The following is a 12,644-nucleotide window of genomic DNA, read 5'->3' on the forward strand; positions in this document are numbered from 1 at the left end:
GCGGCCCGACCCCCCGGCCCGTTGATGATTTACTGGTTCATCGTCGCGAAGAAATCTTCGTTTGTCTTGGAATCCTTCATCTTGTCGAGCAGGAATTCCATCGCATCTACGGTGCCCATCTGCATCAGGATGCGGCGTAGCACCCACATCTTCGACAGATTGTCCTTCTGGACCAGCAGTTCTTCCTTGCGGGTGCCCGACTTGCCGACATCCAATGCGGGGAAGATGCGCTTGTCCGAAACCTTGCGGTCGAGCACGATTTCGCTGTTGCCGGTGCCCTTGAACTCTTCGAAGATCACTTCGTCCATGCGGCTGCCGGTGTCGATCAGCGCGGTGGCGATGATCGAAAGGCTGCCGCCTTCCTCGATGTTGCGCGCGGCACCGAAGAAGCGCTTGGGCCGCTGCAATGCGTTGGCATCGACACCGCCGGTCAGCACCTTGCCCGAGGACGGCACCACGGTGTTGTAAGCACGGCCCAGACGCGTGATCGAATCGAGCAGGATGACCACGTCATGCTTGTGCTCGACCAGACGCTTGGCCTTTTCGATCACCATTTCAGCAACTTGCACGTGGCGGTTGGCCGGCTCGTCGAAGGTCGAGGAGATCACCTCGCCCTTCACCGAACGCTGCATGTCGGTGACTTCCTCGGGGCGTTCGTCGACCAGCAGGACGATCAGGAACACCTCGGGGTGGTTGTCAGTGATCGCCTTGGCGATGTTCTGCAGCAGCACGGTCTTGCCGGTGCGCGGCGGTGCGACGATCAGCGCGCGCTGGCCCTTGCCCTGCGGCGCGATGATGTCGATCACCCGCGCGCTCTTGTCCTTCACCGTCGGGTCGAGCGTGTCGAGGCTCAGTTTGCTGTCGGGATAGAGCGGGGTGAGGTTGTCGAAATTGGTGCGCAGACGCACCGCTTCGGGATCGTCGAAATTGACCTTGGCGAGCGTGGTCAGCGCAAAATAGCGTTCGCCTTCGCGCGGCGCGCGGATTTCGCCTTCGACCGTGTCACCCGTGCGCAGGCCCCAGCGGCGGACCTGGTTGGGCGAGACATAAATATCGTCCGGCCCGGCAAGGTAGTTCGCCTCGGGGCTGCGCAGGAAGCCGAAGCCGTCCTGCAGCACCTCGATGGTGCCGATCCCCATGATCTTTTCTTCGTATTCCTCGTCCTCGGCCAGTTCGCGCAGGATCGAGAAGAGCAGATCCTGCCGGCGCATGGTTGAGGCGCCCTCGACGCCGAGTTCTTCCGCCATCGCGACCAGTTCGGCCGGGGTCTTTCGCTTGAGGTCTTTGAGATGCATTGTGTCAGTGTTCCGAAAGTCTTGAAATTGGCCGGTCGGTCAGTGCCGCCCGTGGCAGGCGGTGCCCCTGTGGCGGGGCTGGGCTTGGAGAAAGCAGACCATAGGCGCGCGGGTTGACGCTCCGCCTACCGGAAAGGTGTGATCGAAATAGATGCCCCCGCGTTCGAGGTCAATTGTCCAAATGGGGTGCGTCAGAAGGGCTTGAGATAGACCAGCAGCACGATCAGCACGAGCAACAGGCCCGGCACCTCGCCGATCATCCGCAGCGTCTTTTCGGACAGCGGGCGTTCGCCCCGCGCCATCTTCTTCGTCTGCGCGACCAGCCAGCCATGATAGCCGGTCAGCACCAGCACCAGCGTCAGCTTGGCGTGCAGCCAGCCCGAGGCGAACCACCCGCCGCCGTAAGCCATGCTCAACCCAAGCACCCAGACGATGATCAGTGAAGGCGTGAGGATGATTGTGCGCAGCTTGCCCATCCGCGTCGCCCACTTTGCTTCGCCGGGCGAACCGGGCAGGTGGTCGAGCATGTAGATGCACTGGCGCGGCAGCATGAACAGCCCGGCAAGCCAGAACACCATGAAGATCACATGGCCCGATTTCAGGAACAGATAGATCGACGAAAGCAATTCCTGCATCGTTTCAGCCTCTTAACGCGCGAAGCAATTCCTCGACGTGGGGAATGGGGGTGAACTGCCCGATTCCGTGGCCAAGGTTAAAGACATGGGGGCGATCCTCGAAGGCATCGACGATCGTTTTGACCCGCGCGGCCATTGCCGGGCCGCCCGCTTCGAGCAGCAGCGGATCGAAATTGCCCTGCACCGGCATTCCGGCAGGCAGGCTGGCATGGGCCCAGGCGGGGTCGAGCGTCTCGTCAAGCCCGACCGCGTCCACCCCGGTTTCGCGCGCATAGGCGGGCAGCTTCGCGCCCGAACCTTTCGGGAAGCCGATCACGGGCGTATCGGGGTGCGACTGCTTCAGTTTGGCAGTGATCGCGGCGTTGGGTGCGATCACCCATTTTTCGAACTGGTCGGGCGCGAGGCTCCCTGCCCAGCTATCGAACAATTGCACCGCTTCCGCGCCGGCATCTATCTGACCGCGCAGATAGACCACCGACACCTCGACGATCGCATCGATGATCGCCTGCATCCGCGCAGGATCGCGGTAGGCAAGCAGCCGCGCTGCGCCCTGATCCTTGGAGCCCTGACCTGCGATCATGTAGGTCGCGACCGTCCAGGGGCTCCCCGCAAAGCCGAGCATGGTCACCTGCGGCCCGATCATCGCCCGCGTGCGGCGCACGGTTTCGTAAACCGGCTCGAACCGCTCGAACGCGGGGGTGAAGCTGTCGAGCTCGACCTCGAGCAGGGTGGGTGAGAGATGCGGCCCTTCCCCGGCGAGAAATTGCAGCCCCTGCCCCATCGCGTGCGGCACGATCAGGATGTCGGAAAACAGGATCGCCCCGTCGAACCCGAACCGCCGCAGAGGCTGAACCGTGATCTCGGCAGCGGCCTCGCTGTCATAGACGAGCTCGAGAAAGCCGCCCTTGTCCGCACGAAGTTCCCGATATTCAGGCAGATAGCGCCCGGCCTGACGCATCAGCCATACGGGCGGCACAGGTTGGCGGTGACCTTTGAGCGTGTCGAGAAGCGGACCGGGCATAGGGCTCCTTAAAACAAAAAAAAGAGATTCTTAAAGGATTGATGGAGTCTGTTGGCCCTGTGGAAAGCGGGAATTACCGGGCTCTGCCCGATTGCCCCCAGAATGTCCCCCTGACTCCTGCCCCATCGAATCCGCACGGATTGGACGTCAAGCTGGCTTTATCCTCGTTCTTCACAGGCTGTCGACAAAACTTGTCCCGTGTGCACAAATACCCCTGTGAAAAGGCCGGGAGCGGGTATGAAAAAGCGTCCCCAGCTTGTCCGCATCCTCCTCCCGTGGTTTATGCCGCGATCTGTCCACAGGCTGCCCTGCATGAACCGACTCAATCTGCATCTGGTGTCGGATTCGACCGGCGAGACCCTCGAAATGATCGCCAAGGCGGCGCTGGCGCAGTTCGATAACCCGACAGTGAGCCGCCATTTCTGGCCGATGGTGCGCTCGCTCCAGCATCTCGATCGGATCGTTCCCGAGCTCGCCGCGCATCCGGGGCTGGTATTCTATACGCTGGTGAACCCCGACACGCGCACGCGGCTGGAGGAGCATTGCCGCATGCTGGGCCTGCCCGCGGTCCCCGTGCTCGATCAGGTCACCGCCGCGCTCGAGGCGCAGCTTGGCCAGGCCGCGCAGGGGCGCCCGGGTCGCCAGCACATGATGGACGAGAATTACTTCAAACGCGTCGAGGCGATCCAGTACACGATCGCGCATGACGATGGCCTTGCGCACGAGGATTGGGAGGAAGCCGATATCCTCCTGGTGGGTGTATCGCGTTCATCGAAAACGCCGACCTCGATCTATCTCGCCAACCGCGGCTACAAGGTCGCCAATATTCCGCTCGTGGTTGAAAGCCCCCCGCCCCAGACTTTGTACCGGCTGCGGCATCCGCTGGTGGTGGGCCTGACCACCAGCCCTGAACGGCTGATCCAGATCCGCCGCAACCGTCTGCTGTCGCTCAACGAAGCGACCGAAACCGCCTATGTCGACAACGACAAGGTCAAGGCCGAGCTGCAATTCGCGCGGCGATTGTTCGGCGACAATGGCTGGCCGGTGATCGACGTCACCCGACGCTCGATCGAGGAGACCGCCGCGGCGATCATCCGTCTGGCGCAGGACCGCGACCGCAAACCCGCCAGCGAAGGCGGCACGGGAAAACCGATATGACACTTGTTCTTGCCAGCAAATCCGCTTCGCGCCGCGCGATGCTCGACGCCGCAGGGGTCGCCTATCTGAGCATCCCCGCCGATATCGACGAGCGCGCGGTCGAAGCCGGGCTGCACGGCGCCCTGCCCGCCGACATTGCCGAGGCGCTGAGCGTCGCCAAGGCGGCGGCGGTGGCCGCAGATCACCCGGATGCGCTGGTGCTGGGGTCGGATTCGCTGGTGGTGTGCGATCGCCGCCGCTTCGACAAGCCTGCAAGCCGTGAAGAGGCCGCCGAGCATCTGCGGTTCTTCTCGGGCCGGGTGATCGAGCTTCATTCGGCAGCGGCACTGGTGAAGGACGGCGGCTGCGTGTGGAGCCATGCGAGCCTCGCGCGGCTTCGGGTGCGCGCGCTTTCGGAGGAATTCATCGAACATTATCTTGGCCTTGAATGGCCCGCGATCGGCCACACGGTCGGCGCGTTCAGGATCGAGGGGCCGGGGGTGCAATTGTTCGATTCGATCGAGGGCGACCAGTTCACCGTGCTCGGCATGCCACTGCTGCCACTGCTCGGCGCGCTGCGCGAAGAGGGAGTGCTGATCGCATGACCAGGCCCTATGCCGAGGTGATCGGCGATCCGATCGCACAATCGAAATCGCCCGCGATCCACGGGTTCTGGCTCGAAAAGCTCGGGATCGATGCCGAATATCGCGCGTGCTATGTCACAGCGGAGCAATTGCCCGATTACCTTGCCGCGCGGCGCGGCGATCCCGATTGGCGCGGGTGCAATGTCACCATGCCGCACAAACAGGCGGTGATCGGGCTCTTGGGGCGGATCGATCCGCTGGCGCAGAGCATCGGTGCGGTCAACACCATTACCCGCGCGGGCGACGGTGCGCTGGTAGGCAGCAACACCGATGCCGCAGGCTTTCTCGAACCGCTCGCCGACGATCTTGCCGCGACGCATTATTTCCGCATGGCACGGATCATCGGCACCGGCGGCGCGGCGCGCGCGGTGATCGCGGCGCTGGCGGATAAGGGCTTTACGCTGGTGGTCGCGGGCCGCGATCCGGGCAAGGCGCGCGCGCTGCTCGATGAACTTGCCGCGGGCGGAGAGCATCACGCGATCGCGCTCAGCCATTTTGCCGATCCCACCGACTTCGCCTTCGACGACCGCGAGGCGTGTCTCGATCTCGTTATCAACGCCTCCAGCCTCGGGATGGTGGGGCAGCCCCCCCTGCCCTTCGACTGGAGCCACGCCCCGCCCGGCAGCATCGCCTATGACATCGTCACCGCGCCGCGCGACACGCCGTTCCTGCAAGGCGCGCGCGCGAAGGGGCTACGCACGGTCGACGGGCTCGCCATGCTGATCGGCCAGGCCGCCGCGGCGTTCGAAAAGTTCTTCGGCAAATCCCCGCCGCGCGAACATGATGCGGCCTTGCGCGAAATGCTCACCCGATGAGCGGGCCGAAGATCATCGGCCTGACCGGAAGCATCGGCATGGGCAAGTCGACCGTCGCCGCGATGTTTGCAGAGGCCGGCATTCCGGTGTTCGATGCCGATGCCGAGGTGCGCGCAATGCAGGGCCCCGGCGGCGAATTGCTGCCCGCGATCGAAGCGGCCTTCCCCGGATCGACCGGCGCGACCGGGGTCGACCGCGATGCGTTGGGCAAGACCGTGTTTGCCGACAAATCGGCGCTCGCCCGGCTCGAGGCCATCGTCCATCCAGCGGTGGTGACAAAACGTGCTGCCTTTCTTGCGGCGAATGCGGGCAAGCGCGCGGTGGTGTTCGATATCCCGCTCTTGTTCGAACGCGGCGGGCACGAAGCGGTCGATCTGGTCGTCGTCGTCTCCGCACCTGCCGATGTGCAGCGTGCGCGGGTGCTGGCGCGGCCGGGGATGACCACGGAGAAATTCGAACACATTCTGGGCCTGCAATTACCCGATGCCGACAAGCGCGCGCGCGCCGATCACGTGATCGACACCAGCCTTTCGATGGCGCAAACGCGCGCACAGGTAGAAGCGCTGATTGCGGCGCTGTGATCGAAACCAGCCCTTGCAAGAGCCCCGACTTGCGCAGATAGTCCGGCAAATGCGTGAAGTAATTTTCGACACCGAAACCACCGGACTCGATCCCAAGACAGGGGACCGGATGGTGGAAATCGGGTGCGTCGAAATGATCGGCCGGGTCGAAACGGGCCGCACCTTCCACGCCTATTACAATCCCGACCGCGACATGCCCGCCGAAGCCGAACGCGTCCACGGTTTGAGCGCGGCCTTCCTCGCGTCCAAGCCGCGTTTTGCCGAAGGCGTCGACGCATTGCTCGACTTCCTCGGCGATGCGCCGCTCGTCGCGCACAATGCGACCTTCGATTTCGGCTTTCTCAACAACGAATTGCAGCTGCTGGGCCGCGATCCGATCGACATGGGCCGGATGGTCGATACGGTCGCGATCGCGCGCAAGAAGCATCCCGGCGCGAAGCTCAGCCTCGATGCGCTGTGCACGCGCTACGGGATCGACCGGAGCCACCGGGTCAAGCACGGCGCGCTGCTCGATGCCGAACTGCTTGCACAGGTCTATGTCGAACTGACCGGCGGGCGGCAGATCGGTCTGGGTCTTGCCGATGCGCCGGCCGATCCGCTCGGCCCTGCCCCGCTCACCCCCAATGCGCCCTGGCACCGTCCATCCACGGACAGGCCGCGGCGCGAACCCCGCCTGCATGTTGCCAGCCCGGAGGAGCTGGAACGCCACGCCGCGTTCATCGCGGACATCAAGGGCGCGATCTGGACCAGTTGAAGCCCGGCGCGCCAATACCACTTCTTTGGCATCCTCATCAGCGACGGAGGACTACGCTTCATGGATATTCGGATTTCAGGCCACCAGATGGACACCGGCAGCGCGTTGCAGACGCACGCGACCGATCGGCTCGGCGCGATCGTCGACAAGTATTTCGACCGCGCGATCACCAGCCACGTGACCTTCGGCAAGGCGCCCGGCGGCGCTTTCAGCTGCGATATCATCACCCATGTGATGCAGGGGCTGATCCTCAAGGCGCAAGGCACTGCGCATGACGTTCACGTCGCCTTCGACAATGCCGCCGCCAAGATCGAAAAACAGCTGCGCCGCTACAAGCGCCGTTTGACCGACCGCCATGAACAGGCCGACCACGCCCGCGACGAAGAAGAGGCCGCCTACACGATCTTCGCGGTCGAGGAGGACGAGGAAGAAGAAGTCGTCGCCGATGCCCCGCTGGTGATCGCCGAAACGCGGGTCGACGTGCCCACCGCCAGCGTCGCCGACGCGGTGATGATGCTCGATCTCAGGAACACCGGCGCGCTGTTTTTCAAAAATGCTGGCACCGGGCGGCATAATATGGTCTATCGGCGCGCCGACGGCTCGATCGGATGGGTCGAGCCGAAATAGGGCCGCAGCCCGCCTTGTCGTAACGGCAGGGCGCGCTACTTCAAGGTTCACGCGGCGGTAGCAGGAGGGGGCACCGCCTCGGACCGGGAATGCCTTGGGGGGCATTGCCGGTCTGGACCAAAACCGGTTTGCCAGATGCGGCGAACCGGACTCTTTCGGGATCAGCTTTCTCATGGACGTCAATCTGGCTCTTTCCCCGCAGGCGATTGCCTTTGCGCGGCTCGACACGAAGCCCAAGGTGCTCGCGCGGATGGCGCAGTTGCTGAGCACGGCTTACGGGATCGACGAGAGCGAAGTGCTGGAAAACCTCGAGGCGCGCGAGGCGCTGGGCAGCACCGGGTTCGGCCGCGGCGTGGCGATCCCGCACTGCCGCTCGACATCGATCCGGCGGCCCAGCCTTGCGCTGCTGCGGCTCGAACAGCCGATCGATTTTGCTGCCGCCGATGCGCGGCCTGTCTCGCTGGTGTGCGGGCTGGTGTCGCCCGAGAACGCGGGCGCGACGCATCTTCATGCGCTGGCCGCGATTTCGCGGCTGACGCGCGACGAGGCGACGTTGCAGATGCTTGCCGATTCGCCCGATACCGAGGCGGTCTATGCGCTGCTCACCAACCAGTTGCTGCAAAACGCAGCCTGATCGCGCGACCTTGCAATGATCGCAGACGGTGCATTGCCCGCAGCCAACGGGGCCGACCAGCACTACCGCGCGCTCGAACGGCTCTATGCCTCGGCGCCGGTCAACGCCAAGTTTGCCAGCCGGTTGCATATCCCGGGTGATGGCCGCTCGCAGCTGACATTCACGGTGACGCCCGAGGATTACCACGCGGCCGGCGCGGCGCATGGGACGATCTATTTCAAGATGCTCGACGATGCGGCTTTTTATGCGGCCAATTCGCTGGTCACCGATCGTTTCCTGCTGACCACGGGCTTCAACCTCTTCTTCTCTAAGCCCGTGCGCGCAGGGCAGGTCACCGCCGAAGGGCGCTGGGTGAGCGGGCGGCGGCGCGTGTTCGTCGCCGAAGCGCGGCTGGTGGACGCGGACGGCGATGAAATCGGTCGCGGCACGGGCACCTTCATGCGCAGCCGGATCGCCTTGTCGAGCCTGCCTGGCTACGCTGTGGACGGGCTCTGAGCGATGGACGCGCGCCTGCAGGCGCATCTCGAAGCGGGCGCGATCCTGCGGCTGGCCGAATCGCAAGGCGGGTTCGGCACGGTGTTGGCCAAGGGCGAGCATGATGCCGGGACGATCCTGATCGTCATTCTGTGTCGCGGCGCCGATGCGGTACTTTTCGAACGGATGCCGCAGCTTGATGGCTCGCGCAAGTTTGTTGCTGCAAAGCGGGAAAACGCTGAAAAAAGACCGGAATTTTCAGATTATCTGACGCGCCGGCGCGCGCAGGATCCCGATGCATGGCTGATCGAGGTGGATATCGCGGATCCACAACGCTTCGTCGCAGCGCTGGACGAAATGATTTGACGCTTACGTCAACCAACGTCAGGGGCGCGGTCACTTCCTGAGCGCAGGCAGGCACCGCGGCAATTCGGCCGCATCGCCTGCACGCAGACGGGGAGCGGCCGGCAGGCTTTCGAGAACACCATAATCGCAAGACATGGAAAAAGGTTCCCGCCTGCGTCTGAGCGCGCTCACCGCCGAATAAGACGAGTTGATGAGTCGCAAGACTGTTACGATTGCTGCGATTGCCGGATTGGCGTTCGCAACCACGATGTTTCCGAGCGGCCGCAACGCCGCCGCGCTGGCCCAGGCCGCGCAAGAACAGCTCTCCGCTCCCGCCATGGTCGACGCGCCCGAGCTGGTTCCCCAATCCATCGAATATGTCGCGCAAGAGGTGGTGCAGCCCGTGCCCGCCGCACCAGCCGACGATGAACCTGCAACGCTCACCGAAGCAGGCTCGCTTGGCGAATTGGTCGCGATGGTCGACACCGATGCACCACTGAGCGCCGAGATGCGCTGTCTAGCTGGCGCGGTCTATTTCGAAGCCCGCGGCGAACCGCTCGCCGGGCAGCTTGCCGTGGCGCAGGTGATCGTCAACCGCTCCGAAGACGGGCGCTTCCCGCGGTCCTATTGCGGCGTGGTAGCCCAGCCCGGGCAGTTTTCCTTCATGCGCGGCAGCCAGATGCCGCCGGTGCGCGAAGGGACAGCCGCATGGGACCGTGCGGTCGCAGTCGCGCAAATCGCCGACAAGGGCCTGTGGGAATCCGAAGCCGAAGGTGCGGTGTTCTTCCACGCGCGCTACGTCAAACCGGGCTGGAGCCGCACCAAGACGCGGCTTGCCCAGATCGACACGCATATTTTTTACAGGTGATCCTCGCTGAGTCCTTGTCGCCCTACCGCTTTGCTACTTGAGGGCGCGAATCCGGCGCGGAGGGCCGCAAGGGCGAACGCCCGCCCGCAGCCGCTCGCGCGTAGCGCGAACGCGGCGAGGATTACAAAGAAAGTCGCACCCAGACGGGCGTGTGGTCGCTGGATTTCTCGCGTCCGCGATAGGCCTTGTCCACCCCGCAGGCTTCCATCCGGTCGGCGCATTCGGGTGAGAGCAGGATGTGGTCGATCCGGAACCCGTGATCGCGTTGCCAGGCGCCTGCCTGATAATCCCAATAGGTCCACACGCCCCCGCGCGGATTGTGCGTGCGGATCGCGTCGGTCCAGCCATCGGCGAGGAGGCGCGCATAGGCGGCGCGGCTTTCGGGCTGCATCAACGCGTCGTTCTGCATCGCCTTGACCGACCAGACATCGTCGTCGTGCGGGATGACGTTGAAATCGCCCAGCACCACCGCGGGGATTTCCTGCGCCCAAAGCTCCGCCATGCGTTCACGCAGGCGCGCCATCCAGGCGAGTTTGTAAGTGAACTTGGGGCCGGGATGCGGGTTGCCGTTGGGCAGATAGAGGCAGGCGATCCGCACGCCATCGACATCGGCTTCGAGATAACGCGCCTGTTCGTCGTCGCCCTCGTTCACGCCCGCAATGCCCAACCCGCGCTGCACCTCGGTCAGCGTGTGGCCTGCGCGCGTGTCGGCGAGGATCGCGACCCCGTTGAAGCTTTTCTGGCCGTGCCAGATCGCGCTGTAACCGATCGCTTCGAAGTCGGCCGCGGGGAAGCCTTCGTCCTGCGTCTTGATTTCCTGGAGGCAGGCGACCGCGGGGCGGGTGTCTTCGAGCCATTCGACGAGGTGCGGCAGCCGCGCCTTGATGCCGTTGATGTTGAAGGTGGCGATTTTCATGGCCGTGCTGATGCCCGAAAGGAGCCCAAGGGTCTAACCTAAATCCCGAAGCTCGCGCCGCAGCCGCATCCCGCCGCCGCTTGCGGGTTTTCGACCTTGAAGGCCGCGCCGCCCAGCGATTCGACGAAATCGACCGTGCTGCCCGCAATCAGATCGAGGCTGACCGGATCGACCACCAGCCTCACGCCGTCGGTCTCGGACACCGAATCCTCGCCATCGACGCTGTCGGCCAATTCGAACTTGTATTGAAAACCCGAACAGCCCCCGCCTTCGACTGCGAGCCGCAGGATCGCGGGCCGCGCCTGTTTCTGCGCGATGAAAGCCACGCGCTTGGCGGCGGACGGGGTGAGGATCAGGGGCTCGGCGCTCATGCCTTGCAATCTAGGGTGTCGAGCCCCCATCCTCAAGCGGTCAGGCAACCGTGATGTAGTGTCTGAGCGCCTCGGCCTCGTGCTGCACCGCGTCCATCTTGTGCTTCACGAGGTCGCCGATCGAGATGAAGGCGATCAGCTGCCCGTTCTCGACCACCGGAAAGTGGCGGAACCGGCGGCGGGTCATCATCGACAGCGCCTCGTCAACCGCGGTGGCGGGTTCGACCGTGACGGCGGGCGAGGTCATGATGGCTTCGACCGGCTGATCGAGGCACGCCCCCCGTGGTCGGCAAGCCGGTAGATGATGTCGCGTTCGGAGACGATCCCCACCACGCTGCCATCGCGCAGCACCGGCAGCGCGCCGATGCGTTTGCTGGCCAGTGTCTGCACGACTTCGGCGACGGGGGTGGTGCAATCGCAGGCGATGATGTCGGCGGAGGCGCGATTGGCGATGATGCGGGCAATGGTCATGGCGGACTCCCTCTCTCTCCAGATCGCGAAAATGCCATGCTTCGCGGCAAAAGGCGAATCGCGATCATTGCAGCCGATGCGCGGGGCCTTGCAGCCTTTGCGCGTTGCAAAGCGCAAGGCAGCGCGCCATGTCGGTGGCCATGACCCGCAAGTCCCCGCTCGACGATCCTGCCAATGCCGCGCACGCCTGGGCGCGGTATCGCCAGATCATGAAATGGCTGCTCGCCGCGACCACGCTGACCGTGGCGCTCGCGATGGGGTTGCTGTTTGCCTATAACGGCATGATTTCGGTGCATTTCTACATCGCGGTGGCGCTGGGGATCAGCCTGACGATGCTGCTGGGCGGCGCGTTGATGGGGCTGGTGTTCCTGTCGAACGGCACGGGCCACGACGAATCGGTCGATAACCAGATGCCGGCGAAGGACGAATTCTGGAGCCCGAAAGAGGACTGACACCCCCGGCTTGCGCGTCGGTGTCTTCGTGTTGGAGACACATGAGACACTGTCCAGAACGCAAAAACTCTTCCCGCGCATCGGGGCGCGAACGGGGGGGTGCAAGAAGGCTTTGCGGCGGGTCATGGCCGCCAGGCTGACACCGGGCAACGGCTGTAGGAAAGCGCCTTTTCTGCCGCGAGCCGTGCGCAGGCTGTCCCTATACTGCGGGCTTCAACCGGAAATCCTCGACCGGCACGCCGCCGATCAGGTGTTCCTGGATGACCCGTTCGAGCACCGCGGGCGAGCACGAGTGATACCACACCCCATCGGGCCAGACGACCGCGATCGGCCCTGCGGCGCACAGCTGCAGGCAATCGGCCTTGGTGCGCTGCACGCCGCCGCCCGCCCCGCGCTTGCTGTCCTCGCGCCGCTGCGGGCCGACAAGGCCGAGTTCCTTCAATCGCGATTTGAGGAAGCCCCATGCTTCCTCCCCCGCTTCGCGCGAACAGCATTTCTGCTTTTCCGAAATCGCGCACAGCATGATGTGGCGCGCGATCGCGGTGCCTTTTTGCGGATCACCGAAATGACGCGCAAGATTGGTTCGCGCGCACAGCAGATCGGT

At 64.3% G+C, this 12,644-nt stretch carries 19 protein-coding genes; 11 read left to right on the forward strand and 8 right to left on the reverse strand.

The window, feature by feature from the left end:
* Positions 1–29 precede the first annotated feature (29 nt).
* The 3 genes from rho to hemE all read right to left on the reverse strand — a co-directional run bounded on the left by rho (position 30) and on the right by hemE (position 2,951).
* Entirely contained in the window at positions 30–1,295 is a 1,266-nt protein-coding gene (gene rho, locus A9D12_RS04515; RefSeq protein ID WP_068350187.1) for a transcription termination factor Rho, read from the reverse strand.
* A 191-nt stretch (positions 1,296–1,486) separates the two neighbouring features.
* Entirely contained in the window at positions 1,487–1,930 is a 444-nt protein-coding gene (locus A9D12_RS04520; protein WP_068350190.1) for a CopD family protein, read from the reverse strand.
* 4 nt (positions 1,931–1,934) lie between these two features.
* Entirely contained in the window at positions 1,935–2,951 is a 1,017-nt protein-coding gene (gene hemE / locus A9D12_RS04525) for a uroporphyrinogen decarboxylase (protein WP_068350192.1), read from the reverse strand.
* 312 nt (positions 2,952–3,263) lie between these two features.
* On the opposite strand from hemE, the gene A9D12_RS04530 reads away from it, so the two are divergent.
* The 10 genes from A9D12_RS04530 to A9D12_RS04575 all read left to right on the forward strand — a co-directional run bounded on the left by A9D12_RS04530 (position 3,264) and on the right by A9D12_RS04575 (position 9,830).
* Positions 3,264–4,109, forward strand: coding sequence for a pyruvate, water dikinase regulatory protein (locus tag A9D12_RS04530; protein WP_068350194.1), 846 nt, complete (start codon positions 3,264–3,266; stop codon positions 4,107–4,109).
* The gene (locus tag A9D12_RS04535; protein ID WP_068350195.1) at positions 4,106–4,693 is read left to right on the forward strand and encodes a Maf family protein; all 588 of its coding nucleotides are present in this window, start codon (positions 4,106–4,108) and stop codon (positions 4,691–4,693) included. The genes A9D12_RS04530 and A9D12_RS04535 overlap by 4 nt, the downstream gene beginning before the upstream one ends.
* A complete protein-coding gene (gene aroE / locus A9D12_RS04540) occupies positions 4,690–5,547 on the forward strand; it encodes a shikimate dehydrogenase (protein ID WP_068350197.1) in 858 nt (285 codons plus the stop codon). The genes A9D12_RS04535 and aroE overlap by 4 nt, the downstream gene beginning before the upstream one ends.
* On the forward strand, positions 5,544–6,128 hold the full coding sequence (coaE, locus tag A9D12_RS04545; RefSeq protein ID WP_068350199.1) for a dephospho-CoA kinase: 585 nt from the start codon (positions 5,544–5,546) through the stop codon (positions 6,126–6,128). The genes aroE and coaE overlap by 4 nt, the downstream gene beginning before the upstream one ends.
* A 49-nt stretch (positions 6,129–6,177) precedes the next feature.
* A complete protein-coding gene (dnaQ, locus tag A9D12_RS04550; protein WP_068350201.1) occupies positions 6,178–6,882 on the forward strand; it encodes a DNA polymerase III subunit epsilon in 705 nt (234 codons plus the stop codon).
* Between the two features lie 60 nt (positions 6,883–6,942).
* The gene (hpf, locus tag A9D12_RS04555; RefSeq protein WP_068350203.1) at positions 6,943–7,509 is read left to right on the forward strand and encodes a ribosome hibernation-promoting factor, HPF/YfiA family; all 567 of its coding nucleotides are present in this window, start codon (positions 6,943–6,945) and stop codon (positions 7,507–7,509) included.
* 172 nt (positions 7,510–7,681) lie between these two features.
* Positions 7,682–8,143, forward strand: a complete 462-nt coding sequence (locus A9D12_RS04560) for a PTS sugar transporter subunit IIA (RefSeq protein ID WP_068350206.1) — start codon at positions 7,682–7,684, stop codon at positions 8,141–8,143.
* Positions 8,144–8,158: 15 nt separating this feature from the next.
* Positions 8,159–8,638: a PaaI family thioesterase gene (locus A9D12_RS04565; protein ID WP_068350208.1), complete on the forward strand. Its 480-nt coding sequence runs from the start codon at positions 8,159–8,161 to the stop codon at positions 8,636–8,638.
* Positions 8,639–8,641: 3 nt separating this feature from the next.
* The gene (locus A9D12_RS04570) at positions 8,642–8,983 is read left to right on the forward strand and encodes a DUF1491 family protein (protein WP_068350210.1); all 342 of its coding nucleotides are present in this window, start codon (positions 8,642–8,644) and stop codon (positions 8,981–8,983) included.
* A 190-nt stretch (positions 8,984–9,173) separates the two neighbouring features.
* Positions 9,174–9,830: a cell wall hydrolase gene (locus A9D12_RS04575; RefSeq protein ID WP_068350212.1), complete on the forward strand. Its 657-nt coding sequence runs from the start codon at positions 9,174–9,176 to the stop codon at positions 9,828–9,830.
* A gap of 121 nt (positions 9,831–9,951) precedes the next feature.
* On the opposite strand, the gene xth is transcribed toward A9D12_RS04575, so the two are convergent.
* Genes xth through A9D12_RS15145 form a run of 4 tightly spaced genes read right to left on the reverse strand, consistent with a single transcriptional unit; the run spans position 9,952 to position 11,588 of the window.
* A complete protein-coding gene (gene xth / locus A9D12_RS04580; RefSeq protein WP_068350214.1) occupies positions 9,952–10,746 on the reverse strand; it encodes an exodeoxyribonuclease III in 795 nt (264 codons plus the stop codon).
* 38 nt (positions 10,747–10,784) lie between these two features.
* Positions 10,785–11,117, reverse strand: coding sequence for a HesB/IscA family protein (locus A9D12_RS04585; RefSeq protein WP_068350215.1), 333 nt, complete (start codon positions 11,115–11,117; stop codon positions 10,785–10,787).
* A gap of 40 nt (positions 11,118–11,157) precedes the next feature.
* A complete protein-coding gene (locus A9D12_RS15140; RefSeq protein WP_335645786.1) occupies positions 11,158–11,364 on the reverse strand; it encodes a CBS domain-containing protein in 207 nt (68 codons plus the stop codon).
* Positions 11,361–11,588 (reverse strand): CBS domain-containing protein, encoded by a 228-nt coding sequence (locus A9D12_RS15145; RefSeq protein ID WP_335645787.1) that lies wholly within the window; start codon positions 11,586–11,588, stop codon positions 11,361–11,363. Before A9D12_RS15145 ends, A9D12_RS15140 begins: the two co-directional genes overlap by 4 nt.
* A 140-nt stretch (positions 11,589–11,728) precedes the next feature.
* On the opposite strand from A9D12_RS15145, the gene A9D12_RS04595 reads away from it, so the two are divergent.
* Positions 11,729–12,040 carry a hypothetical protein gene (locus A9D12_RS04595; protein ID WP_068353652.1) on the forward strand — a complete coding sequence of 104 codons (312 nt, stop codon included), beginning with the start codon at positions 11,729–11,731 and terminating at the stop codon, positions 12,038–12,040.
* Positions 12,041–12,239: 199 nt separating this feature from the next.
* Here A9D12_RS04595 and A9D12_RS04600 read toward each other — a convergent pair whose 3' ends face one another.
* Entirely contained in the window at positions 12,240–12,638 is a 399-nt protein-coding gene (locus A9D12_RS04600; protein ID WP_068353655.1) for a (2Fe-2S) ferredoxin domain-containing protein, read from the reverse strand.
* Between the last annotated feature and the right edge of the window lie 6 nt (positions 12,639–12,644).

Origin of the sequence: Erythrobacter neustonensis (genome assembly GCF_001663175.1) — a bacterium.
Taxonomy (GTDB): Bacteria; Pseudomonadota; Alphaproteobacteria; order Sphingomonadales; family Sphingomonadaceae; genus Erythrobacter; species Erythrobacter neustonensis.